The sequence below is a fragment of the Aminobacter sp. HY435 genome, assembly GCF_027568395.1.
Lineage (GTDB): Bacteria > Pseudomonadota > Alphaproteobacteria > Rhizobiales > Rhizobiaceae > Aminobacter.
Genome location: NZ_JANKZL010000016.1, coordinates 30,913 through 53,634, shown reverse-complemented (window position 1 = coordinate 53,634; position 22,722 = coordinate 30,913). Strand labels below are relative to the sequence as shown.

Below are 22,722 nucleotides of genomic sequence, written 5' to 3'. Positions count from 1 at the left end.
TCACGCGGCCTCGTATCTCGACACCGTCAACGGCGCCTTGGTGCCGGTCGTCTCGAAATAGAAACGCAGCAGCAGGTTCTTCGCCGCCAGCGCACGATATTCCGCTGTGGCGCGCATGTCGGTCAGCGGCGTGAAGTCTTCGGCGTATTTCGCCATTGCCTCCTCGACCGTTGCTTCGGTCCACGGCTTGCCGGCAAGTGCTGCCTCGACCGCCGAGGCGCGCTTCGGCGTCGCCGCCATGCCGCCATAGGCGATGCGGACCTGATCGACCGTGCCGTCCTTGGCAAGCGTCAGCCAGAAGGCGCCGAGGGTGGCCGTGATGTCTTCGTCGCGGCGCTTGGTGATCTTGTAGACGGCGAATTTTGCGCTGTTGGCGGGCACCGGCACGTGCACGGCCTCGACGAATTCGCCCGGCGCGCGGTCCTGCCTGCCATAGGCGATGAAGAAGTCCTGCAGCGGGATGGTGCGGCGCGTCTTGCCCTTGCGCAGCGTCAGCGTCGCCCCGAGCGCGATCAGCGGCGGCGGCGTGTCGCCAATCGGCGAGCCGTTGGCGATGTTGCCGCCGATGGTGCCCATGTTGCGCACCTGCTCGCCGCCGAGACGGTCGAACAGCGGCCCGAGTGCCGGAATGCGCTGCGACAGCGTCTCGAACGCTTCGGTGTAGGTGACCCCTGCGCCGATCGAGATGACGCCCTTGTCTTCTTCAAGCGAATGCAGGCCGTCGATGTTGGCGATGAAGACGGCGGGCGAAATGTTTCGCATGTGCTTGGTGACCCAGAGGCCGACGTCGGTCGAACCGGCGACGACGGTCGCCGTCGGCTCGGCTTCCAGAACGGTCGCGAAATCATCGACATTGGCCGGGATGACGAAGCGGTCCTTGCCCTCGCCGACCTCGACGCGGCTGCCGTCCTTGAACGCTTCGAGGCGGGCAGTGATCGCCTTCCGCTCAACCAACAGCGGGTCCTTGGCCACCTTGCCGTAGTCGGAGATGGCGCGTGCGGCGCGCATGATCGCCTCATAGCCGGTGCAGCGGCAGAGATTGCCCTGCAGCGCCTTCTCGATCAGGGCATCGGAAGGTTCGGGCGATGCCATCCATAGGCCGTAGAGCGACATCACGAAGCCCGGCGTGCAGAAGCCGCATTGCGAGCCGTGGAAATCGACCATCGCCTGCTGCACCGGATGCAGTTGGCCATTGCTGCTGCCGAGATGCTCGACCGTGACGACATGGCAGCCGTCGAGCGAGCCCATGAAACGGATGCAGGCGTTGACGCTTTCATAGACGAGCTTCCCGCCGGAGAGCCGGCCGACCAGCACCGTGCAGGCGCCGCAGTCGCCTTCAGCGCAGCCTTCCTTGGTGCCGCGCAACGTGCGCTGGAGCCGCAGATAGTCGAGCAGCGTGGCGTCGGGCGCGACATTGCCCAGCGTCACATCCTCGCCGTTGAGGATGAAGCGGATGTGATTGCGTGTCTTGACCGTCGCCATGGCTCAGCTCCCTCTATAGGTGGAATAGCCGAAGGGCGAGATCAACAGCGGCACATGATAATGCGTGCGTTCGGCCATGCCGAAGCGGATCGGCACGATGTCGAGGAATGCCGGCTTCGGCAGATCCGTGCCCAGGCCGCGAAGATAATCGCCGGCGGCGAAGATCAGCTCGTATTCTCCGGCCAGGAACTCGTCGCCGGCGAGCAGCGGCGCATCGCAGCGGCCGTCGGAGTTGGTGGCGACCTTCTTGAGCAGGGTGCGTACATCGCCCTCGATGCGGAACAGCGAGATCGACAACCCTTCGGCAGGCTTGCCGGTGGCAGTGTCGAGGACATGGGTGGTGAGGCGTCCGCCTTCGGCCTTTGTCATTCGCCCTCCCTTGGCGATATTCGCAGTCATCTTGGATTTTGCGCCATTTAAGGCCATTGCATAAGGTGCGGTCGAGCGGACCGCCACAAAAAGACTTTCAAAATTTTTCGAGGGAATGCCTGCCCCACCTTTCGCTATCCTGCTCAAGTGGCAGTGAAGACCGTTTTCGAGGTACGATGCGTTACGTAAGAGACATGCGCGGCTATGGCGCAAACCCACCCAACCCGCAGTGGCCAGGTGCGGCCAATGTCTGCGTCCAGTTCGTGGTCAACTACGAAGAGGGCGGCGAAAACAACATCCTGCACGGCGATGCCGCTTCGGAAGCGTTCCTGTCCGAGGTCGTCGGCGCGGCCCCATGGCCGGGCAAGCGCCACTGGAACATGGAATCAATCTACGAATACGGCGCCCGCGCCGGCTTCTGGCGGCTGCACCGCATGTTCACCGAAGCCAATGTGCCGGTCACCGTCTATGGCGTCGCGACCGCCCTTGCGCGTTCGCCCGACCATGTCGCAGCGATGCAGGACGCCGACTGGGAAATCGCCTCGCACGGCCTGAAATGGATCGATTACCGCGATCACGCGGAAGCGGATGAGCTTGCCGACCTTGTCGAAGCCGTCCGCCTGCACACAGAAGTCGTTGGCGAGCGGCCCAAGGGCCTCTATCTCGGCCGCACGTCCGTCTATTCGGTACGCCTTGCCGCCGCCGAAGGCGGCTTCGAGTGGATTTCCGACATCTATGACGACGAGCTGCCCTATTGGCTCGACCATGACGGCCACGGCAACGCGATACGCCCGCAGCTGGTGATCCCCTACACGCTCGACGCCAACGACATGCGTTTTGCGACCGCGCAGGGCTTCAACTCGGGCGATCAGTTCTACGCTTATCTCAAGGACAGCTTCGATACGCTGTACCGCGAAGGTGCCGCCGGTCGGCCGCGCATGATGAGCATCGGCCTGCACTGCCGGCTTGTCGGCCGTCCCGGCCGCGCCGAAGCACTTCGCCGTTTCATCGAATATGTGCAGGGCCACGACAAGGTCTGGCTGGCCCGCCGCCAGGACATCGCCCAGCACTGGCGCGACAATCATCCCTACCAGCCGCAAGCGCTGCGTCCGTCACGCATGCCCCGCGACGAGTTCGTGCAGCGTTTCGGCGGAATTTTCGAACATTCGCCGTGGATCGCCGAACGCGCCTTCGAATTCGAGCTCGGGCCGGCGCATGACAGCGCGGGTGGCCTGCACAACGCGCTCTGCCGCGCCTTCCGTTCGGCCAGCGAGACCGAGCGCCTCGGCGTGCTGACCGCCCACCCCGACCTCGCCGGCAAGCTGGCCCAGGCCAGGCGCCTGACAGAGGAGTCGACCAAGGAACAGGCCTCGGCCGGCCTCGACGCCCTGACCGACGCCGAGCGCGCCCGCTTCACCGAGCTCAACGCAACCTATGTCGAGAAATTCGGCTTCCCCTTCATCATCGCCGTGCGCGACAATGACAAGGCGAGCATTCTCAAGGCATTCGAGACCCGCATCGCCAACACCCGCGACCAGGAATTCGCAACCGCCTGCAAGCAGGTGGAGCGTATCGCCTGGTACCGCCTCAACGATCTCCTTCCCAGTTAAGACCATGGCAAAACGCTCCTATTACGCGCCGAAAGGCGGCCTGCCCCCCCAGACGGACCTGATCACCGACCGTGCCGTCTTCACCGAAGCCTACGCGGTGATTCCGAAGCGCGAGTTTTCGGACATCGTCACCAGCTTCCTGCCGCACTGGGACAAGACGCGGCTGTGGGTCATCGCGCGACCGCTCTCGGGTTTCGCCGAGACCTTCTCGCAATACATCATGGAAGTGCAGCCGGGCGGCGGCAGCGACCGGCCGGAGCCCGACGCCGGCGCCGAGGGCGTGTTCTTCGTCGTCGAAGGCGAGGTAACCGTCACGATTGCCGGCAAGAGCCATGTGCTGACGCCCGGCGGCTATGCCTACCTGCCGCCGGCGGGCGGCTGGACGATGCGCAACGCCGGCGCGGAGACGGCGCGCTTCCACTGGATCCGCAAGGCCTACGAATTTGTCGACGGCCTCGACGCCCCCGAGCCGCTGTTCCTCAACGACAACGACATCGCGCCGAACGCAATGCCGGATACGGACGGCAGATGGGCGACGACCCGCTTTGTCGATCCCAACGACCTGCGCCACGACATGCATGTGACGGTGGTGACCTTCGAACCGGGCGGCATCATTCCGTTCCCCGAAACCCACGTCATGGAGCACGGGCTTTATGTGCTCGAAGGCAAGGCCGTCTACCGGCTGAACAACGACTGGGTCGAGGTCGAGGCCGGCGACTTCATGTGGCTGCGCGCCTTCTGCCCGCAGGCCTGCTATGCCGGTGGCCCCGGCAAATTCCGCTACCTGCTCTACAAGGACGTCAACCGCCATATGCAGCTCGGCGCCTTCAACGCCACGCGCCGCCGCTGAGGACAAGCCATGTCGGGTGAGATGAAGCTGATCGTGGCCAAGCCGCTGACGCGGGAGAACTTCGCCGAGTTCGGCGAGGTGATCGACACCAACTGCGACACGCACTACCCGATCAACGCAGGCAAATGCGAGCGCTATCATGCGCTCGCCCGCGCCGAGGCGGCCGGCCCGGACGGCCACGTCATTATCAACATCTTCAAGGGAACGCCCTACCCGTTCCCGTTGAAGCTCTCGATGGTCGAGCGCCACCCCTTCGGCAGCCAGGCCTTCATTCCGCTGTCGCCGCGGCCCTATCTCGTCGTTGTCTGCCATGACATCGGCGACGGCCCGGGTGTGCCGCATGCTTTCGTCACCGCACCGGGCCAGGGCGTCAATTATCCGCGCAACCTCTGGCACGGCGTGCTGACGCCGATCGGCGAGAACCAGGACTTCGTCGTCGTCGACCGCGGCGGCAATGGCTCCAATCTCGAAGAGTTCCACTTCTCGCACCCTTACGAAATCGTCCTTCCGGAAGGCTTCTGACACATGGCCGAACTCTCGCTCATCGAACGCCTCTTCGACGTCATCGAAAACGATATCGTGCCCATGACCGCCGAAGGCGTGAAGAAGGGCAACAAGCTGTTCGGCGCCGCACTGCTTGCCAAGGACGACCGCTCGCTCGTCATCGCCGAGACCAACAACGAGCTCGAAAATCCGCTCTGGCACGGCGAGATGCACTGCCTGAAGCGCTTTTACGAAATGCCCAAGGCAACCCGCGCCGACACCAAGGACCTTATCTTCCTGTCGACCCACGAGCCCTGCTCGCTGTGCCTGTCGGCCATCACCTGGGCCGGCTTCGACAATTTCTACTATCTCTTCAGCCACGAGGATTCGCGCGACAGCTTCGCCATCCCGCATGATCTCAAGATCCTGAAAGAGGTCTTCACGCTCGAGCCCGGCGGCTACAACGCCGAGAACGCCTACTGGAAGAGCTTTTCCCTGCGCAAGCTGGTGCGCGAACTGCCCGAGGCCGACCGCAAGCGGCTGGAAGAGCGCGTCGCAAAGATCTCGAAGCTCTATGACGAGATGTCGGAGACCTACCAGGAGAGCAAGAACGACAACGACATCCCGCTGAACTGACGCGAAATCAGCGCCTGGCCGCCTTGGCATAAACCTCAAGGCGGTCACGCCTGCCTATTGCGATGACCAGCACCACCAGCCTGTCGTCTTCCACCTCATAGACGAGACGAAAACCGGCGCTGCGCAGCTTGATCTTGTAGCGGTCTTTGGCGCCGTGCAGCTTGGCTGAAGGCACGCGCGGGGTGTCACAGCGCTCCTTCAGCTTCTTGCGGAATTGCTCGCGCGTGTTTGCGTCGAGCGCCTTCCATTCTTTCAGTGCGGTTTCGAGGAACTCGACCTCATAGGGCATCGATATCGACCCGCACGCGCTTCTCGCCCTTGCGAGCATCGGCGATCGTGTTGAGTTCGATATCCTCAAGGCGGTCCATCATCGCCTCGAAAGCCTTGGCTGGCACGCAGTAGAAGGCCGGCTCGTTGCGATTGAGAATGGCGACGGGAAACCCTTCACCGGCAGCCACGGTGCCCATCGGGTTCTTCTTCAGCTCCGAGACGCTGGCGGTAACTTCGGCGAGAACTGTGTTCGGCATTTTCGTGGCCCCATTTCGAGAGCTATAATTAGTACCTTTAAAAGGTCATTTCAATCTGCTGTGCCCTGCGCCTGCCGATGACGTTTCCACGCTAGCCAGCAGTGGCACCAGCGTGCACAAATGGCGAAGCACAAGACTGGAATATCAATGAAAACCATCACCGAATTTCCGCGCGACATCGTCGAATTTCCCGACATGGGCATCGTCATGCCCGACGGCACGCGGCTATCGGCACGCATATGGATGCCTGCCGATGCCGACCAGGATCCGGTCCCTGCCATTCTCGAGCACCTGCCCTACCGCAAGCGCGACGGCACGACGGCTCGCGACTGCCTGACCCATCCTTATTTCGCCGGGCACGGCTATGCCTCGATTCGCGTCGATATGCGCGGCAACGGCGATTCTGAAGGTCTGATGGACGACGAATACTCCGACCAGGAGTGGCAGGACGCCTGCGACGTCATCGCCTGGGCGGCGGCGCAGCCCTGGTGCAACGGCAAGGTCGGCATGATGGGCATATCCTGGGGCGGCTTCAACGGGCTCCAGGTCGCAGCCCTGCAGCCCAAGGCGCTGAAGGCCGTCATTACGCTGTGCTCGACCGACGACCGCTATGCTGACGACATCCACTACAAGGGCGGCCTGTTGCTCAACGAGAACATGGGCTGGGGCGCCACCATGCTGTCCTACTCATCGCGGCCGCCGGACCCGGCACTGGTCGGCGAAAAGTGGCGCGATATGTGGCTCGCCCGGCTCAGCCACGAACCCTTCCTGCCGCCCCTCTGGCTCAGGCACCAGCGCCGCGACGCCTACTGGAAGCGCGGCTCGGTCAACGAGGATTACTCCGCGATCAAGGCCGCCGTCCTCGCTATCGGCGGCTGGGGCGATTCCTACAAGAACACAGTCTCGCGCCTGGTCAGCAACCTCAACGCGCCGGTCAAGGGCATTGCCGGTCCGTGGGTGCACAAATACCCGCATTTCGCCGTGCCGAAGCCGGCCATCGGCTTCCTGCAGGAGGCGTTGCGCTGGTGGGACCACTGGCTCAAGGGCAAGGAAACCGGCGTCGAGGACGATCCGGCGATGCGGCTTTACGTCATGGACTCCGAACCGCCGCGCGAATGGTACCTTGAGCGTCAGGGACGCTGGATCGCCGAGCAGCAATGGCCCTCGCTCGACATCGCCACCAAAACCCTGGCGCTCGGCGCGAACGGCACGCTGGCCACCGACGGCAAGCTTGAGCAAGCCGTGTCGATTGCCTCGCCGCAGGACTGCGGCATGGATGGCGGCGAATACTGCGCCATCTGGCTCGGGCCGGAGCTGCCGGGAGACCAGCGGGCGGATGATGCCAAGTCGGCCTGCTTCGACGGTGGTGTACTCGACGCCCCTCTCGACATCGTCGGCAGCGCGGTCATCAGGCTGAAATTGTCAGCCGACCGCAGGCGAGCGATGGTCGCGGTACGCCTGTGCGACGTCCAGCCGGACGGTGCCTCGACGCGTATCACCTATGGCGTGCTCAATCTCTGCCACCGCAACAGCCACGAACTCCCCGAGGATGTGGTGCCGGGCGAGACGATGGAGATCGCTTTCAAGCTCGACGACATCGCCTACCGTGTTGCATCGGGCAACCGGCTGCGCATCGCCGTGTCCTCGACCTATTGGCCGCTGGTCTGGCCGTCGCCCAAAGAGGTGACGCTGACAATCCATGATGGCTCCATCGACCTGCCGGTGCGTGCTTCGGGTGAAGGCGACGAATGGCATTTCGAGGAACCGGAAGCCGCCGCCCCCTGGCAGATCGAAGCGCTGCGCGAGGACAGCCACAGCCGCAAGGTCGAACGGACAGGCGGCAAGGTGACGCTGCGCATCGTCGACGACTTTGGCGAAACCCGCGATCTCGACCACGGACTGGCCGTCGGCGAGGTCGCCCGTGAAGCCTGGAGCATCGATCCCGCCGACCCTCTGGCGGCCCATGGCGAGACCCATTGGACCCAGACGCTGAAACGCGACGACTGGTCGGTCAGAACCGAAGCCTTCACGACGATGCGCTGCGATGGCGAGAACTTCCATCTTACTGGCCGCATCGAGGCCTATGAGAATGAAAGCTTGGTTTTCGAGCGCGAGTTCAGCGAGACCGTCGCCCGCGACCATATCTGAGGCGGAAGCGGCTTGGTCCAAATGCGACGTGGCGATTGCGCCACTCGATGTCGCATTCGGCCTTGCCGATGCCCTTACGTTACGGTCAATATTGCCACCAGAAGTCGAGCAATAACGACCGCCAGAGTGAGGAGCTTTCCAATGTCCAATGAACTAGAATATATGAGCCGCCGAGTCGCTGCGGGCAAATTGAACCGCCGTGATTTCCTGGGCCGCGCCGCGGCCCTGGGCGTCGCGGCAACATTCGCGAACTCGTTGCTGGCCAGCGCAGCCAAGGCCGAAGGCCCCGTCAAGGGAGGCATCTTGCGCGCCGGCATGCAGGGAGGTGCGGCCACCGACAGCCTCGACCCGGCGTCCTGGTCGAGCCAGGTACCTTACTTCTTCGGCCGCCAGTGGGGCGAGCAGCTGGTGCAGATTTCGCCGGAAGGCGAGCCAAAGCCGGCACTTGCCGAGGAATGGGGCGCATCCGACGACGCCAAGACCTGGACCTTCAAGATCCGCAAGGGCGTGCAGTTCCACAACGGCCAGGAGATGACCCCTGCCGATGTCGTGGCTACAATCGAGCGCCATTCCGACGAAAAGGCGAAATCCGGCGCGCTCGGACTGATGGGCGGCATCGCCTCGGTCAAGGCCAATGGCCAGGACGTCGTGTTCGAGCTCAAGGAAGCCAACGCCGACCTGCCCTTCCTGCTCGACGACTATCACCTGATGATCCAGCCCAATGGCGGCAAGGACAAACCCGACGCCGGCATCGGCACCGGTCCCTACAAGGTGACGGTCAACGAGGCAGGCGTGCGGCTTGGCGGCGAGAAGTTCGCCAACTACTGGCGCGACGACCGCGGCTTCGCCGACCAGATCGAGATCATCGTCATCAACGACGCCACCGCCCGCACGTCTGCGCTGCAGGGCGGCCAGGTCGACATCATCAACCGTGTCGAGCCCAAGATCGTCAACCTGATAAAGCGGGTTCCGGGCGTGGTCATCCGCAACGTCGCCGGCCGCGGCCACTACGTCTTCATCGCCCACTGCAACACCGCGCCGTTCGACAACAACGATCTCCGGCTGGCACTGAAATACGCGCTCGACCGCGAAGAGATGCTCGACAAGATCCTGATGGGCTACGGCTCGCTGGGCAATGATACGCCGATCAACAAGGCCTATCCGCTGTTCACCGAAATGGAGCAGCGCAAGTTCGACCCCGACAAGGCCGCTTTCCACTACAAGAAATCCGGCCACAGCGGCCCTGTCTTGCTGCGCACCTCGGACGTCGCCTTCCCCGGCGCCGTCGACGCCGCACAGCTCTACCAGCAGAGCGCCGCCAAGGCCGGCATCACGCTCGACGTCAAGCGCGAGCCGGGCGACGGCTACTGGTCGGAGGTGTGGAACAAGCAGCCGTTCTCCGCATCCTACTGGGGCGGCCGTCCGACCCAGGACCAGATGTACTCGACCGCCTACTATTCCAAGGCCGACTGGAATGACACGCGCTTCTTCCGCGAAGACTTCGACAAGATGCTGTTCCAGGCGCGCTCGGAACTCGACCCGGCGAAGCGCAAAGCGATCTATGCCGACATGGGACAGATCGTGCGCGACGAAGGCGGCGTCATCACGCCGATGTTCAACGACTTCATCGACGCGACCAGCGCCAAGGTCGGTGGCTGGGTCGATGACGGCAATCAGGAGATGATGGGCGGCTACGCGCTGTCCAAGTGCTGGCTCAACGCGTGACAACGGCGTTGTCCGCATGTCCAGCCCAATCCTGAAATTGATAGCCCAGCGCGTTGCGCTGGGCCTGCTCCTGCTTCTGGCCGTTTCGGTCCTGATCTTCGCCGGCACGCAGATCCTGCCCGGCGACGTCGCCCAGTCCATTCTCGGCCAGTCGGCCACGCCGCAGGCTCTCGCCAACTTGCGCGAAGAACTCGGCCTGAACGATCCGGCCATCGTGCGCTACTTCAGGTGGCTCGGCGGTATCCTCACCGGCGACCTCGGCACAGCGCTGTCGAGCCGGCAGGACATAGCCACTGCTATCGGCGGGCGTTTGTGGAACACGTTGTTCCTGGCCTTCTGGGCGGCGATCGTCTCGGTGCCGCTGGCCATCCTGCTGGGTCTGCTTGCCGTACGCTACCGCAACGGCTGGATCGACAAGACCATCTCCGGCCTGGCTCTGGCATCGACCTCGCTGCCGGAGTTCTTCGTCGGCTACCTGCTCGTCTACTTCTTCGCCGTGAAGTGGCAGATATTCCCCGGCATATCGACCGTCTATGACGGCATGCCCTTCCTCGAGCGCATGAAGGCGATCGCCCTGCCGGCAACGGCGCTGACGCTCGTCGTGCTCGCTCACATGATGCGCATGACCCGCGCCGCCATCCTCAACGTCATGCAGTCGGCCTATATCGAGACCGCCGAACTGAAGGGCCTGTCGCCCTTCGACATCATCCGCAAGCATGCCTTCCCGAACGCCATTGCACCGATCATCAACGTGGTCATGCTCAACCTCGCCTTCCTCATCGTTGGCGTCGTCGTGATCGAGGTGATCTTCGTCTATCCCGGCATGGGGCAATATCTCGTCGACCATGTCGCCAAGCGCGACGTGCCGGTGGTCCAGGCGGTGGGTCTGATTTTCGCCGCCGTCTATATCGGGCTCAACATCATCGCCGATATCGCCGCCATCGTCGCCAACCCGCGCCTCCGGCACCCCAAATAGGATGGCGCCATGCTCGATCTGAAACGCATTCCCGTCACCGCCTGGATCGGCCTGGTCCTGACCGCAGGCTTCCTCATCTGCGCCATCTTCGCGCCGTGGATCGCCCCCTATGGCAAGGGTGAAATCGTCGGAGACGTATGGGCGCCGGCGTCGGGCCAATTCTGGCTCGGCACCGACAATCTCGGCCGCGACCTGCTTTCGCGCATGATCTACGGCGCCCGCACGACGATCTTCATCGCCGTCATGGCCACCGCGCTGTCGTTCTCGCTCGGCTCGATTCTCGGTCTTACGGCTGCCGTGGTCGGCGGCTGGCTCGACACCGGCATGTCGCGCTTTGTCGACCTGCTGATGGCGATCCCGACGCTGATCTTCGCGCTGGTGGTGCTGTCGGTGCTGCCGTCCACCCTGGTCACGCTGATCCTTGTCATGGGCATCCTCGATTCGACCCGCGTCTACCGCCTGTCGCGGGCGGTAGCGGTCGACATCAACGTCATGGACTTCGTCGAGGCGGCCAAGCTGCGCGGCGAGGGCAAGGGCTGGATCATCTTCCGCGAGATATTGCCCAATGCGCTGTCGCCACTGGTTTCCGAGCTCGGCCTGCGCTTCATCTATGCGGTGCTGTTCCTCTCCGCGCTGTCCTTCCTTGGGCTGGGCGTGCAGCCGCCTGACGCCGACTGGGGCGGCATGGTCAAGGAAAACAAGGACGGCATCGTCTTCGGCATCCCGGCAGCGCTGATTCCGGCGGCGGCCATCGCCATTCTGGCCATCTCCGTCAACCTCGTCGCCGACTGGGTGCTCAACCGCACCACCGATCTCAAGGGAGGGCGTGGCAATGGCTAAGGACACGAGACCTGTCGACCCCTCCGGACCGCTGCTCGACATCCGAAATCTCAGGATCGAGGCCAAGGTCTATCCGCCCGGCGAAGCGCCAAGGACGATAACCCTGGTCCACGACGTGTCGCTGTCGCTGCAAAAGGGCAAGGTTCTCGGCCTGATCGGCGAATCCGGCGCCGGCAAGTCGACCATCGGCCTGTCGTCGATGGCCTATGGTCGCGGCGGCGTGAAGATCGCGGGCGGCGAGATCATCCTCAATGGCCGCGACATCCGCAAGGGCGGCACGCAAGGCATCCGCGCGCTGCGCGGGCGCGAGGTCTGTTATGTCGCGCAGTCGGCGGCGGCGGCCTTCAATCCCGCCCACCGGCTGATGGACCAGGTCGTCGAAGCCTCGATCCTGCATGGCGTCGCAAGCCGCGCCGAAGCCGAAAGGCGCGCCGTGGCGCTGTTCAAGAAGCTCAGCCTTCCCGATCCGGAAAACATCGGCCAGCGCTTCCCGCACCAGGTCTCGGGCGGCCAGTTGCAACGCGTCATGACAGCGATGGCGCTATGCTCCGAACCCGACCTGATCGTCTTCGACGAGCCGACCACCGCGCTCGACGTCACAACCCAGATCGACGTTCTGGCGGCGATCAAGGACGCCATCCGCGATACTGGCGTGGCGGCCCTGTACATCAGCCACGACCTTGCCGTGGTTGCCCAGGTCTCGGACGAGATCATGGTGCTGCGCCATGGCAAGCTGGTCGAATGGGGGGGCACGCGGCAGATCATCAAGGAACCGCGTCAGGAATACACTTCGGCGCTGGTTTCGGTGCACGAGATCGAGCACCAGGAGAAAGAGCCGGGCGCCAGCCCGTTTCTTTCGGTCAGGAACGTTACCGCCGCCTATGGCGGCGGCAAGATCAAGGTGTTGAAGAACGTCTCCGTCGACATCCTGCCAGGCCAGACGCTGGCCGTGGTCGGCGAATCCGGCTCCGGCAAGTCGACGCTGGCCCGCGCAATCACCGGCCTTCTGCCGCCCGAGCAGGGTAGCATCACCTTTGCCGGCCGCACGCTGTCCAATCGCCTCGCCGACCGCAGCCGCGACGACCTGCGCGAGTTGCAGATGATCTACCAGATGGCTGACGTGGCGATGAACCCGCGCCAGACCGTGGGCACGATCATCGGCCGGCCGCTGGAGTTCTATTTCGGCATGGGCGGCCGCGAACGCGACGCCAAGGTCGCCGAGTTGCTCGAAAAAATCGAGATGGGGCGCGGTTTTGTCGACCGCTATCCGGCAGAGCTCTCGGGCGGGCAGAAGCAACGCGTCTGCATTGCCCGTGCGCTTGCCGCCAAGCCGCGATTGATCATCTGCGACGAGGTGACGAGCGCGCTCGATCCGCTGGTCGCAAACGGCATCCTCAAGCTGCTGCTCGGGCTGCAGGCCGAGGAAGGCGTCGCCTACCTGTTCATCACCCACGACCTGGCGACCGTGAAGTCGATCGCCGATTCCATTGCTGTCATGTATCGCGGCGAGGTCGTGCGCTACGGGCCGAAATCCGAAGTGCTGGAGCCGCCTTTCGACGCCTACACAGACCTGCTGCTGTCGTCGGTACCGGAGATGGAGATCGGCTGGCTTGAAAAGGCAATCAGCGGCCGCAGGATGGCCAGCGCGGGGAATTGAGGCCCTTCCCTCGCCCCGTTTGCGGGGAGAGGGTGGCCGCGTAGCGGCCGGGTGAGGGGCAGAGCCAAATTCCGCAAGTTCGAACCGCCCCTCATCCGCCTGCCGGCACCTTCTCCCCGCAAGCGGGGAGAAGGAAGCTAGTCACCACACCCATTCCCCTCGCCCCAGCACCGCCACCGCATCGACGATGCGGGTGAAGCTGGCGCGGGCGCGGGCGACGGTGTGGCGAGCGCGGAGATAGCCGTGGACCAGCCCCGGCTCCTCGAGCCAGAAGGCCTTGCCGCCTGATGCAACGATACGCTCGCCATAGGCTTCTCCGTCGGAGGATAGCGGATCGCATTCGGCGGTGGTGACGACAGTCGGCGGCAGGTTGGCGAAATCGGCGTCGGCCAGCGGCGACAGCGTGATGTCGCCGGTGCGATCCTCGCCGCCGGTGCGGATGTCCTTGTAGAATTCAAGGTCGCGCATGGTCAGCATCGGCGCCTCGGCATGCCTGACGTAGGAGCCGCGGCTGCGGTCGCCGCCGAGCCCCGGATAGATCAGCAGCTGTCCGATCGGACGCCGCTTGTGCCCGCGCGTCGCGTGGCTGACGGCAGCCGCGACATTGCCGCCGGCGCTGTCACCGGCAAGCACGATGGGCTGGCTGTATCTGCCCAACGCCCATTCGAAGGCGGCCATCGCGTCGTCAAAGGCCGCCGGATGCCGGTGCTCGGGCGCCAGCCTGTAGTCGACCGACACGACCTCGTAGCCGGTGCGCCCGCACAGCTCGGCGCAGACATCGTCATGGCTGTCGAGCCCGCCAAGGATGAAGCCACCACCGTGGAAATAGAGCACCACCGCCTCCGGGGGCTTGCCGGCGAGGCGATAGATGCGGATTGGCACGTCATGGGCTTGTGCCGCGATGACCATCGTCTCGGCCGAGACACCGTCGGGGTAGCCGACGAAGAACTCGCGGCACATGCGGTCGTAGGTCGCGCGCTGCTGTTGAACAGTGTAGTCGATCGTATCAGGCGGATAGTAGGAATTTGTCCGCTCGATGAACGCCCAGGTCTCGGCGTCGATGAGTTTGGTGTAGTCGGTCATTGGCCTCAATTCCATAGCCCCTCACCCGACCTCCGCTTCGCTCGGTCGACCTCTCCCCGCTGGGGAGAGGAGCCGGCCAGCGTGGCGCCTTCCTCTTCTCCCCAACGGGGAGAAGGTGGCCGCGAAGCGGCCGGATGAGGGGGAGATTGGTCCCTACTTCCCCTTCCACACCGGGTCGCGCTTTTCGGCAAACGCCTTGAAGCCCTCCAGATTGTCCTCCGAGGCATAGAGTTCGTCCACCGTGCGAAACTGGCGTTTGGTGATGCGGTTCATCGTTTCCTGGAAGCCCATCACCTCGGCGGCGCGCGCCACCTCCTTGATTGCAGCGAAGACCAGGGGCGGGCCGCCGGCGAGAAGCCGGGCGACCTCCCAAACGCGATCCTCCAGCCTGTCGGCCGGCAGCACCTCGTTGACCAGTCCCCAGCGATGCGCCTCGGCCACATCCATCCAGCGGCCGGTGAGCAACAGGTCCATCGCCACGTGATAGGGAATGCGCTTGGGCAGCTTGATGGTCGCTGCATCCGCCAGGGTGCCCGCCTTGATCTCGGGCAGCGCGAAGCTCGAATGCTCGGAGGCGTAGATCAGGTCGCAGGACAGCGCCAGTTCGAAGCCGCCGCCCACCGCCATGCCGTTGACGCAGGCGATGACCGGCTTGTTGAGGTCGCGCAGTTCCTGCAGCCCGCCGAAGCCGCCGACGCCATAATCGCCATCGACCGCATCGCCGTTTGCCGCAGCCTTCAGGTCCCACCCGGCCGAGAAGAATTTCTCTCCTGCCGTCTTCACGATGGCGATGCGCAGCCCGTCATCGTCGCGGAAGGCCTTGAACGTCTCGCCCAGCAGCCGCGACGTGGCGAGGTCGATGGCATTGGCCTTGGGCCGGTCGAGCGTGACCTCGAGGATCACGCCCTCCCTGCGGGTTTTCACGACGTCGGACATTTTTTCTCTCCATTGCCCCTTGCGCAGCCTACGCTTGGATTAACCTTCACGACCTCTGCCAGAATTGCCCCTCACCCTTACCCTCTCCCCGTGAATGACGGGGAGAGGGGGGCGTCAGCGTTGCGGCCGGCTTCCTTCTCCCCGTCCTTCACGGGGAGAAGGTCCGGCAGGGGATGAGGGGCCACTTGAAACAACCAACAGTGCATCCGCGATCCAGGCGCCCTGCCCTTCACCACAGACGATCAGCGGGTTGATGTCGAGTTCCTCGATTACGGTGGCATGATCGGCCACGAATGTCGCGATCCCCATGATCGCGTCGACGGCGGCGCCAACGTCCGCCCTGGCGCGACCGCGATAGCCGTCGAGCAACGGATACATCTTCAGCCCTTTCAGCGCAGTTTCCACCTCGCCGCGCGAGGCAGGCAAAAGCAGCGTGGCGCTGTCCTTGATGAGCTCGACCAGCACGCCGCCGGTGCCGATGGTCATGACGGGCCCGAACAGCGGATCGCTGGTGACGCCGACGATCAGCTCGGCCACCCCGCCTGTGATCATCTTCTCGACATAGAGGCCGGAGCCGAGCGGCAGCAAGGCAGCCGCTGCCGCGCCGACTTCCTCGCCGGTCCGGAGATTGAGCCTGACGGCACCGAGTTCGCTCTTGTGGGCAACGCCCAGCGCCTTGAGCGCGACGGGATAGCCCAACGCCTCGGTAGCCGCGATGGCCTCGGCGACGCTCGCCGCGCGGCGGCCGGCCGGCACGGCAAGGCCGGCTTCGCGCAGCAGGGATTTGGCTGCAGCTTCGTCGAGGGTTCCACCCTCCCCCTTGTGGGGAGGGTCGGCGCGCAGCGCCGGGGTGGGGGTTGCAGCTTCGGCGCTGTTACCCCCACCCGCGCCTTCGGCGCGACCTCCCCACAAGGGGGAGGTAAAAGGTTTGCTCCACGCCTCTCCAATCGCCGCCGCCGCCTCCGCCGCGTCCATCGCCTCGGCAATACCCTGCAACGGCACGATGCCGCGCGCGAAGAGATCAGCGGCGTGGTCCTCGGTCAGGTTCTCCGACATCGACGCCACCACAGCACCGCGCGCGCCATTGGTCTTCAACCCCGCCTCGAAGGCGCGCACCGTCGGCCACCAGTCGGCGTCCGAGCAGCGGTCGTTGCGCGGGAAGTCGAGCACCAGAATGTTGAGGTCGAAGCCGCCTGACGCCATCGCCGTGAAGGTGGCCGTCATCGCCGGTTCGTCGTTCCAGATGAAGGTGTGGTAGTCGAGCGGGTTGGCGACCGCAACGAAGGCGCCGAGCGTCGATTTTATCCTCGCATGGTGGTCAGGCGTAAGCGCGGGGAAACGCAGCCGCCGGCCCTCGGCGCTGTCGGCCATGACCGACGCTTCGCCGCCCGAGCAGCTCATCGACGACAGCGTGAAGCCCGGCAGCGGGCCGACGGCGTGCAAAAGCTTCAGCGTCTCCAGCAGCGACGGGATGGTGTCGACGCGGGCGATGCCGAGCCGCTTGAGGAAGGCATCCGAGGCAGCGTCGGAACCGGCGAGCGACGCCGTGTGCGAGATCGTCGCCTTGCGCGCCTGCTCGGAACGGCCGACCTTCATGGCGACGATCGGCTTGTTCAGTTCGCGCGCCCGAGCCGCCAGCCGCTCAAAGCCTTCGACAGTGTCAAAACCTTCGATGTGCAGGCCAAGGCACGACACGCGCTCGTCCTCGATCAGGCCCATAGCCATCTCGGAAAGGCCTGTCTGCGCCTGGTTGCCGGCCGTCATCAGGAAGGCGATCGGCAGCCCGCGCTTCTGCATGGTCAGGTTGCAGGCGATGTTGGACGATTGCGTAATGATGGCGACGCCGCGCCGGCCAAGTGGGAGCCTCTGGCCGCCATGCTGGTCGGGCCACAGCAGCGCGCCGTCGGCATAGTTGATCAGGCCATAGCAATTGGGCCCGACGACCGGCATCGCGCCGGCGGCCGCCACTAGCTCGGCCTGCAGGCGCTCGCCGTCGGCATCGTCGTTGCCGGCCTCGAGGAAGCCCGAGGCAAAACAGATCGCTCCGCCCGCGCCGCGCTCGGCAAGTTGCGCAATCACCTCGATGGTCAGGAAGCGGTTGACGCCGACGAAGGCGGCGTCGGGGGCTACGGGCAACTCGGCCACCGAGCGGAAGGTCTTGATGCCCTCGACCTCGTCCTTGGTCGGATGCACCGGCCAGATGTCGCCGGCAAAGCCCATCTTCAGGCACTGCTTGACCACCGCCGCGGCCTGCGAGCCGCCGAAGACGGCAATCGACTTCGGCCGCAGCAAGCGTTCGAGGCGCCCTTTACCCTCCCCCTTGTGCGGGTCCGAAGGACGGGCGAGACCCGCGGCTCGCCCCGGTTGGTCGACGCGTAGCGTCGGGGTGGGGGTGTCAGAAGTCGAGCCAGACATTTTCACCCCCACCCGGCCCTGCGGGCCACCCTCCCCACAAGGGGGAGGGTCGAACCAAGAAGCAGCCGCAACATCATCCACCCACCGCCCTGAGCAGCGCGCGCGAAATGATGTGGCGCTGGATTTCCGACGTGCCTTCCCAGATCCGCTCGACGCGGGCGTCGCGCCAGATGCGCTCCAGCGGCAGGTCGTCCATCAGGCCCATGCCGCCATGGATCTGGATCGCCTCGTCGGCGACGAAGGCCAGCATCTCGGTGGCCTTGAGCTTGGCCATCGCCATGTCCTGGTCGGTGACCGTGCCCTGGTCGTACTTCCAGCCGGCCTCCATCACCATCAGCTCGGCCGCCTTCAGTTCGGTCGCCATGTCGGCGAGCTTGAACGACACGCCCTGGAACTTGCCGATCTGCTGGCCAAACTGCTCGCGCTGGGCGGCATATTCGATGGCATGGTTCAAGGCGCGCTCGGCGCGGCCGAGGCAGGTGGCGCCGACCTGCAGGCGCGTGGCGCCGAGCCAGCTGTTGGCGACCTCAAAACCCTTGTGGACCTCGCCCAGAACCTGGCTCGCCGGCAGGCGACAATCGTCGAACTCCAGCACCGAATTGGTGTAGCCGCGATGCGAGACGTTGCGATAGCCATCACGCACGGTGAAGCCAGGCGTGCCCTTGTCGACAAAGAAGGCGGTGATCTTCTTGCGCTTGCCGCGCGGCGACTCCTCTTCGCCGGAGGCCATGAAGGCGATGGCGAAGTCGGCGATGTCGGCATGGGAGATGAAATGCTTGGTGCCGTTCAGCACCCAGTCGCTGCCGTGCTGGACGGCACTCGCCTTCATCCCGCGCAGGTCGGAACCGGCTCCCGGCTCGGTCATCGCAAGGCAGTCCGATTTCTCGCCACGAATGCAGGGGAAGAGATACCTCTCGCGCTGCTCCGGCGTGCCGGCGAGCAGGATGTTCGACGGGCGCGCCACGCAGGTCCAGTGCAGCGCGTAGTTGGCGCGGCCGAGCTCCTTTTCGCAGAGCAGCCAGGTCAGCGTATCGAGCCCCGCGCCACCGACGTCCACCGGCATGTTGGCGGCATAGAGCCCGGCTGATATCGCCTTGGCCTTGATTTCCTCGATCAGCTCGCGCCGGAGGTGGCCGGTGCGCTCAACCTCCAGCTCATGCGGATAGAGCTCGTTTTCGACGAAGGCGCGCGTCGTGTCGACGATGAGCTGTTGTTCTTGGGACAGACCGAAATTCATGGGTTCTGGCTCGGCAAGGGGTCAGACAAGGTGGGTGCTCCAAGGTAAAGGAGGCCAAGAAGGAAAGGCAGGTAAAGGCAGAAAACAAATCCAGATGCACGAAGCTTGCCGTTAGACGGCTGCTCAAGAGGAGCCCTCCTGACCATCCACAAAACAAGGGACAGCGCAGCCGGCCATATCGCAAACCCAAACATGAGCAGGCGAAACAAGAGCTCCGCTCCCGGACTTCGCTCCTGATCACTGGGAGACAGTTCTCCTCCCAGCGCGCTCCAACCCAGCGCAATTGACACAAAAAATCCGACGAACCACAGCCCCCAGGCGGTAGTCCGGCTGGTCGCCATCAAGACCAGTGGCGCCGACATGGCTGGCCAGCCAAGCGCCACTACAATGTAGGCAAAGAAATTCACAATCGTCATCGACCAGACATCCCATTTCGTCCGACGACATTTATTTCATTCAATACTGGCTCATGCCCTCTTTTTCTTCACCGGCTTGCTCGCCTTGGCCTTTTCGGCAGCCTTCGAGACCTTGGGCTTGGCCTGGGCGGCGAGCTGCTTGGTGTAGTCCTTGTAGAGCGCGCCAGCACCCCAGCCCTTGCCCTTGTTCTGCTTGGACAGCGCCTCCATGATCGCGACGAGATTGTCGTCGCGGATCTTTTCCAGCTCGCGGATCGACCATTTGTCGGATTGCTCGTCGGACTGGGTGGCGATGAGGTCGACAAGCTCGTCGTTGAACTCGGGCACGTCCATCAGCTTGGTCCATGGCCATTTCAGGCACGGCCCAAACTGGGCCATGAAGTGGCGCATGCCGGCCTCGCCGCCGGCGACGCGGTAGACCTGGAACATGCCCATCTGGGCCCAGCGCAGGCCAAAGCCATAGCGCATGATGTCGTCGAGTTCCTCGACCGAGCATATGCCGTCCTTGATCAGCCACAGCGCCTCGCGCCAGGCGGCTTCGAGCAGGCGGTCGCCGACGAAGGCCTCGATCTCCTTGCGGATGACCACAGGCTTCATGCCGATCGAGGAGTAGATCTCCTTGGCGACCTCGATCGCTTCGGGGAAGGTCTGTGCGCCGCCGACGATCTCGACGATGGGCAGGAGATAGACCGGGTTGAACGGATGGCCGACCACCAGTCTTTCAGGATGCTTCTTCATCGCCACCTGCATGTCGGATGGCTTGATGCCGGAGGTGGACGAACCGATGATCGCGTTGGCGGGCGCATGCATGTCGATCTCGGCCAGCACCTTGTGCTTGAGGTCGAGCCTTTCCGGCACGCTTTCCTGGATGAAGTCGGCGTCTGCCACGGCTTCTGCAATGGTCTTGGCAAAGGTCAGCTTGCCCTCCTTGGGCAGGCCGCCGGGCACCATCTGCTTATAGGCGCGGCGTGCGCCCTTCATCACCTCGCCGACCTTGCGGGCGGCCTCCGGATCGGGATCGAAGATCGACACGTCGATGCCGTTGAGCAGCAGACGCGCCACCCAGCCAGCGCCGATCACCCCGCCGCCAATGGCAGCCGCCTTGGAAATTGTCATGGTTTCATGCCCCCAAATTCGACCCCCACTCCGGTTTGCCGCGCAAACCACCTCTCCCCCGATCGGCGGGGGAGAGGAGCCGCAACCTTGGCACCTTTCCTCTCCCCCGGGCTGGGGGAGAGGTGGCGCGCGCAGCGAGCCGGAGTGGGGGTGATTGTTGTCATCGAAGGTGCTTACGCCGCAAGCGGCGCGCGCTTGACCAGGTTGAGCTTCTTGCGCACCTCTTCGGGTCCGATGACCCGCGCGCCCAAGGTCTCGACGACTGTGACGGCCTTTTCGACCAGTTGCGCATTGGTGGCGAGCACGCCCTTGTCGAGCCAGAGATTGTCCTCGAGGCCGACGCGTACATTGCCGCCAGCCAGCACGGCTGCCGCCGCATAGGCCATCTGGTTGCGACCGAGCGAGAAGGCCGAGAAGGTCCAGCTCTTCGGTACGTTGTTGACCATCGCCATGAAGGTGTTGAGGTCATCGGGTGCGCCCCACGGCACGCCCATGCACAGCTGCACCAGCGCGTCGGGCGCCAGAACGCCCTCCTCCACCAGCTGCTTGGCGAACCACAGATGGCCGGTGTCGAAGGCTTCGATCTCGGGCTTGACGCCCATCGCAGTCATCATGCCGCCCATGGCGCGCAACATGCCAGGCGTGTTGGTCATGACGTAGTCGGCCTCGGCGAAGTTCATCGTGCCGCAGTCGAGCGTGCAGATCTCGGGCAGGCACTGGCGCACATGTTCAACGCGGTTGGTGGCGCCGCCCATGTCGGTGCCGGCCTCCTTGAGCGGCAGCGGCGCCTCAGGCGAGCCGAACACCATGTCGCCGCCCATGCCGGCGGTCAGGTTCAGCACCACGTCGACATTGGCTTCGCGGATGCGCTCGGTCACCTCGCGGTAGAGATGGATGTCGCGGCGCGGCTTGCCGGTGTCGGGGTCGCGGACGTGGCAATGGACGATCGCCGCACCCGCCTTGGCCGCCTCGATGGCCGCATCGGCGATCTGCTTGGGCGAACGCGGCACCAGGTGGCTGCGATCCTGCGTGCCGCCGGACCCGGTCACAGCACAGGTAATGAAAACCTCGCGGTTCATTTCGAGCGGCATCGCATTCCTCCCAGTCAGCAAATCCGATTGCATGATTGCGCCGCTTGCGTCGGCTTGTTTTGCGTTTTACGAAAGACAAATGGCAAAAAGCGAAAAGTCGACAATCTTTCGCGAGGAGCGCTCGCCGCTCAAGGTGACGATGCTGGTGTTCTCCGGCGCGTCCATCATGTGCGTGGCATCAGCCGTCGACCCGCTGCGTGCCGCCAATCGCATATCAGGCGAGACGCTGTTCGACTTCCGGCTGGTCTCGGCCACCGGCGAGCCGGCGATCACCACCTGCGGCCTGCCGGTGGCGGTCTCGAGCGCCTTCGACCCCGACGAGGCCTGCGACGTGCTGATGGTCATCGCCGGCTTCGGCACGCAAGGGTACGCGACATCGAAGCTGCTTGGCGGCATCCGGCGCTGCGCCCGCCAGGCCCGCGCGGCAGGCGGCATCGAGGCCGGCACCTGGCTGGTCGCCCGCGCCGGGTTGCTGGACGGCCGCGCCGCCACCACCCACTGGGAGGACATGGAGGATTTCGCCGCAGCGTTCCCCGACGTCGAGGTCCGCCCCGACCGCTACATCATCGACGGCCCCGTCTTCACCTCGGGCGGTGCGGCACCGACCTTCGACCTGATGCTGCACCTGGTGCGCTCGCGGCTCGGCATGGCGACCGCGCTCGATGTCGCCAGCGTCTTCATCTACGACCAATCGCGCGCCGCGACCGACGCCCAGCCGTTGGTCTCGCTCGGCCGGCTCGACGGCTACGACCCCAGGCTCGCCCAGGCGATCCGGCTGATGGAAGCACATGTCGACCAGCCGCTGACGATCGCCGCGATAGCAAAGCGTGCCGGCGTCACCGCGCGCACGCTCGAAAGCATCTTTTGTGCCTCGATCGGCGAAACGCCCGGCGCCTATTATCTCAGGCTCAGGCTGAACGCCGCGCGCCGGCTGGTGGTCGACACCCGCGTCAGCATGGCCGAGGTGGCGGAGCGCACCGGCTTTTCATCGGCGGCCGCCTTCTCGCGCAGCTTTTCCCACGCCTTCGGCACGCCGCCCGTGAGGATGCGTCGGGGGTGACCCCACGCTCGACTTTTCGTCCCAGAGCAGAGAGTACCCCCACCCTCAATCCCTCCCCACAAGGG

The 22,722-nt window shown here is 64.5% G+C and carries 21 protein-coding genes; 10 read left to right on the top strand and 11 right to left on the bottom strand.

Going from position 1 to position 22,722, the window contains the following annotated elements:
• A complete protein-coding gene (xdhA, locus tag PCJ21_RS21175) occupies nucleotides 1-1,482 on the bottom strand; it encodes a xanthine dehydrogenase small subunit (RefSeq protein WP_269933423.1) in 1,482 nt (493 codons plus the stop codon).
• Nucleotides 1,483-1,485: 3 nt separating this feature from the next.
• On the bottom strand, nucleotides 1,486-1,851 hold the full coding sequence (uraH, locus tag PCJ21_RS21170; protein ID WP_269933422.1) for a hydroxyisourate hydrolase: 366 nt from the start codon (nucleotides 1,849-1,851) through the stop codon (nucleotides 1,486-1,488).
• 176 nt (nucleotides 1,852-2,027) lie between these two features.
• On the opposite strand from uraH, the gene puuE reads away from it, so the two are divergent.
• The 4 genes from puuE to PCJ21_RS21150 are packed head-to-tail and all read left to right on the top strand — an operon-like array spanning nucleotide 2,028 to nucleotide 5,430.
• Complete coding sequence (gene puuE, locus PCJ21_RS21165) at nucleotides 2,028-3,461, top strand: allantoinase PuuE (RefSeq protein WP_269933421.1); 1,434 nt, start codon at nucleotides 2,028-2,030, stop codon at nucleotides 3,459-3,461.
• Between the two features lie 4 nt (nucleotides 3,462-3,465).
• Nucleotides 3,466-4,311 carry a bifunctional allantoicase/(S)-ureidoglycine aminohydrolase gene (locus PCJ21_RS21160; RefSeq protein ID WP_269933420.1) on the top strand — a complete coding sequence of 282 codons (846 nt, stop codon included), beginning with the start codon at nucleotides 3,466-3,468 and terminating at the stop codon, nucleotides 4,309-4,311.
• 21 nt (nucleotides 4,312-4,332) lie between these two features.
• Nucleotides 4,333-4,833 carry an ureidoglycolate lyase gene (locus PCJ21_RS21155; RefSeq protein WP_269933456.1) on the top strand — a complete coding sequence of 167 codons (501 nt, stop codon included), beginning with the start codon at nucleotides 4,333-4,335 and terminating at the stop codon, nucleotides 4,831-4,833.
• Nucleotides 4,834-4,836: 3 nt separating this feature from the next.
• A complete protein-coding gene (locus PCJ21_RS21150) occupies nucleotides 4,837-5,430 on the top strand; it encodes a nucleoside deaminase (protein WP_269933419.1) in 594 nt (197 codons plus the stop codon).
• A gap of 7 nt (nucleotides 5,431-5,437) precedes the next feature.
• Here PCJ21_RS21150 and PCJ21_RS21145 read toward each other — a convergent pair whose 3' ends face one another.
• A complete protein-coding gene (locus PCJ21_RS21145) occupies nucleotides 5,438-5,719 on the bottom strand; it encodes a type II toxin-antitoxin system RelE family toxin (RefSeq protein WP_269933418.1) in 282 nt (93 codons plus the stop codon).
• Entirely contained in the window at nucleotides 5,709-5,957 is a 249-nt protein-coding gene (locus PCJ21_RS21140; RefSeq protein ID WP_269933417.1) for a type II toxin-antitoxin system Phd/YefM family antitoxin, read from the bottom strand. Before PCJ21_RS21140 ends, PCJ21_RS21145 begins: the two co-directional genes overlap by 11 nt.
• A 147-nt stretch (nucleotides 5,958-6,104) precedes the next feature.
• On the opposite strand from PCJ21_RS21140, the gene PCJ21_RS21135 reads away from it, so the two are divergent.
• The 5 genes from PCJ21_RS21135 (at nucleotide 6,105) to PCJ21_RS21115 (ending at nucleotide 13,303) form a co-directional block, all read left to right on the top strand.
• Nucleotides 6,105-8,105 carry a CocE/NonD family hydrolase gene (locus tag PCJ21_RS21135; protein ID WP_269933416.1) on the top strand — a complete coding sequence of 667 codons (2,001 nt, stop codon included), beginning with the start codon at nucleotides 6,105-6,107 and terminating at the stop codon, nucleotides 8,103-8,105.
• 141 nt (nucleotides 8,106-8,246) lie between these two features.
• Nucleotides 8,247-9,830: an ABC transporter substrate-binding protein gene (locus PCJ21_RS21130; protein WP_269933415.1), complete on the top strand. Its 1,584-nt coding sequence runs from the start codon at nucleotides 8,247-8,249 to the stop codon at nucleotides 9,828-9,830.
• A 16-nt stretch (nucleotides 9,831-9,846) separates the two neighbouring features.
• Nucleotides 9,847-10,806: an ABC transporter permease gene (locus PCJ21_RS21125; protein ID WP_269933414.1), complete on the top strand. Its 960-nt coding sequence runs from the start codon at nucleotides 9,847-9,849 to the stop codon at nucleotides 10,804-10,806.
• A 9-nt stretch (nucleotides 10,807-10,815) separates the two neighbouring features.
• Nucleotides 10,816-11,646, top strand: coding sequence for an ABC transporter permease (locus PCJ21_RS21120; RefSeq protein ID WP_269933413.1), 831 nt, complete (start codon nucleotides 10,816-10,818; stop codon nucleotides 11,644-11,646).
• Complete coding sequence (locus PCJ21_RS21115; protein WP_269933412.1) at nucleotides 11,639-13,303, top strand: ABC transporter ATP-binding protein; 1,665 nt, start codon at nucleotides 11,639-11,641, stop codon at nucleotides 13,301-13,303. The genes PCJ21_RS21120 and PCJ21_RS21115 overlap by 8 nt, the downstream gene beginning before the upstream one ends.
• A 141-nt stretch (nucleotides 13,304-13,444) precedes the next feature.
• Here PCJ21_RS21115 and PCJ21_RS21110 read toward each other — a convergent pair whose 3' ends face one another.
• The 7 genes from PCJ21_RS21110 to PCJ21_RS21080 form a co-directional block, all read right to left on the bottom strand.
• Entirely contained in the window at nucleotides 13,445-14,386 is a 942-nt protein-coding gene (locus PCJ21_RS21110; RefSeq protein ID WP_269933411.1) for an alpha/beta hydrolase, read from the bottom strand.
• Between the two features lie 153 nt (nucleotides 14,387-14,539).
• The gene (locus tag PCJ21_RS21105) at nucleotides 14,540-15,322 is read right to left on the bottom strand and encodes a carnitinyl-CoA dehydratase (protein WP_269933410.1); all 783 of its coding nucleotides are present in this window, start codon (nucleotides 15,320-15,322) and stop codon (nucleotides 14,540-14,542) included.
• Between the two features lie 114 nt (nucleotides 15,323-15,436).
• Nucleotides 15,437-17,737: an acetate--CoA ligase family protein gene (locus tag PCJ21_RS21100; protein ID WP_269933409.1), complete on the bottom strand. Its 2,301-nt coding sequence runs from the start codon at nucleotides 17,735-17,737 to the stop codon at nucleotides 15,437-15,439.
• Between the two features lie 73 nt (nucleotides 17,738-17,810).
• Nucleotides 17,811-18,974, bottom strand: coding sequence for an acyl-CoA dehydrogenase family protein (locus tag PCJ21_RS21095; protein ID WP_269933408.1), 1,164 nt, complete (start codon nucleotides 18,972-18,974; stop codon nucleotides 17,811-17,813).
• Nucleotides 18,971-19,390: a hypothetical protein gene (locus tag PCJ21_RS21090; RefSeq protein WP_269933407.1), complete on the bottom strand. Its 420-nt coding sequence runs from the start codon at nucleotides 19,388-19,390 to the stop codon at nucleotides 18,971-18,973. The genes PCJ21_RS21095 and PCJ21_RS21090 overlap by 4 nt, the downstream gene beginning before the upstream one ends.
• A gap of 51 nt (nucleotides 19,391-19,441) precedes the next feature.
• Nucleotides 19,442-20,506: a carnitine 3-dehydrogenase gene (locus PCJ21_RS21085; protein ID WP_269933406.1), complete on the bottom strand. Its 1,065-nt coding sequence runs from the start codon at nucleotides 20,504-20,506 to the stop codon at nucleotides 19,442-19,444.
• A 173-nt stretch (nucleotides 20,507-20,679) separates the two neighbouring features.
• Nucleotides 20,680-21,597 carry a 3-keto-5-aminohexanoate cleavage protein gene (locus tag PCJ21_RS21080; protein ID WP_269933405.1) on the bottom strand — a complete coding sequence of 306 codons (918 nt, stop codon included), beginning with the start codon at nucleotides 21,595-21,597 and terminating at the stop codon, nucleotides 20,680-20,682.
• Nucleotides 21,598-21,676: 79 nt separating this feature from the next.
• On the opposite strand from PCJ21_RS21080, the gene PCJ21_RS21075 reads away from it, so the two are divergent.
• Nucleotides 21,677-22,657 carry a GlxA family transcriptional regulator gene (locus PCJ21_RS21075; RefSeq protein WP_269933404.1) on the top strand — a complete coding sequence of 327 codons (981 nt, stop codon included), beginning with the start codon at nucleotides 21,677-21,679 and terminating at the stop codon, nucleotides 22,655-22,657.
• Nucleotides 22,658-22,722: the final 65 nt, after the last annotated feature.

Coding starts and splice junctions, on each gene's coding strand:
- xdhA (WP_269933423.1), bottom strand. CDS start 1,482: ATGGCGACGGTCAAGACACGCAATCACATCCGCTTCATCCTCAACGGC.
- uraH (WP_269933422.1), bottom strand. CDS start 1,851: ATGACAAAGGCCGAAGGCGGACGCCTCACCACCCATGTCCTCGACACT.
- puuE (WP_269933421.1), top strand. CDS start 2,028: ATGCGTTACGTAAGAGACATGCGCGGCTATGGCGCAAACCCACCCAAC.
- PCJ21_RS21160 (WP_269933420.1), top strand. CDS start 3,466: ATGGCAAAACGCTCCTATTACGCGCCGAAAGGCGGCCTGCCCCCCCAG.
- PCJ21_RS21155 (WP_269933456.1), top strand. CDS start 4,333: ATGAAGCTGATCGTGGCCAAGCCGCTGACGCGGGAGAACTTCGCCGAG.
- PCJ21_RS21150 (WP_269933419.1), top strand. CDS start 4,837: ATGGCCGAACTCTCGCTCATCGAACGCCTCTTCGACGTCATCGAAAAC.
- PCJ21_RS21145 (WP_269933418.1), bottom strand. CDS start 5,719: ATGCCCTATGAGGTCGAGTTCCTCGAAACCGCACTGAAAGAATGGAAG.
- PCJ21_RS21140 (WP_269933417.1), bottom strand. CDS start 5,957: ATGCCGAACACAGTTCTCGCCGAAGTTACCGCCAGCGTCTCGGAGCTG.
- PCJ21_RS21135 (WP_269933416.1), top strand. CDS start 6,105: ATGAAAACCATCACCGAATTTCCGCGCGACATCGTCGAATTTCCCGAC.
- PCJ21_RS21130 (WP_269933415.1), top strand. CDS start 8,247: ATGTCCAATGAACTAGAATATATGAGCCGCCGAGTCGCTGCGGGCAAA.
- PCJ21_RS21125 (WP_269933414.1), top strand. CDS start 9,847: ATGTCCAGCCCAATCCTGAAATTGATAGCCCAGCGCGTTGCGCTGGGC.
- PCJ21_RS21120 (WP_269933413.1), top strand. CDS start 10,816: ATGCTCGATCTGAAACGCATTCCCGTCACCGCCTGGATCGGCCTGGTC.
- PCJ21_RS21115 (WP_269933412.1), top strand. CDS start 11,639: ATGGCTAAGGACACGAGACCTGTCGACCCCTCCGGACCGCTGCTCGAC.
- PCJ21_RS21110 (WP_269933411.1), bottom strand. CDS start 14,386: ATGACCGACTACACCAAACTCATCGACGCCGAGACCTGGGCGTTCATC.
- PCJ21_RS21105 (WP_269933410.1), bottom strand. CDS start 15,322: ATGTCCGACGTCGTGAAAACCCGCAGGGAGGGCGTGATCCTCGAGGTC.
- PCJ21_RS21100 (WP_269933409.1), bottom strand. CDS start 17,737: ATGTCTGGCTCGACTTCTGACACCCCCACCCCGACGCTACGCGTCGAC.
- PCJ21_RS21095 (WP_269933408.1), bottom strand. CDS start 18,974: ATGAATTTCGGTCTGTCCCAAGAACAACAGCTCATCGTCGACACGACG.
- PCJ21_RS21090 (WP_269933407.1), bottom strand. CDS start 19,390: ATGACGATTGTGAATTTCTTTGCCTACATTGTAGTGGCGCTTGGCTGG.
- PCJ21_RS21085 (WP_269933406.1), bottom strand. CDS start 20,506: ATGACAATTTCCAAGGCGGCTGCCATTGGCGGCGGGGTGATCGGCGCT.
- PCJ21_RS21080 (WP_269933405.1), bottom strand. CDS start 21,597: ATGCCGCTCGAAATGAACCGCGAGGTTTTCATTACCTGTGCTGTGACC.
- PCJ21_RS21075 (WP_269933404.1), top strand. CDS start 21,677: ATGGCAAAAAGCGAAAAGTCGACAATCTTTCGCGAGGAGCGCTCGCCG.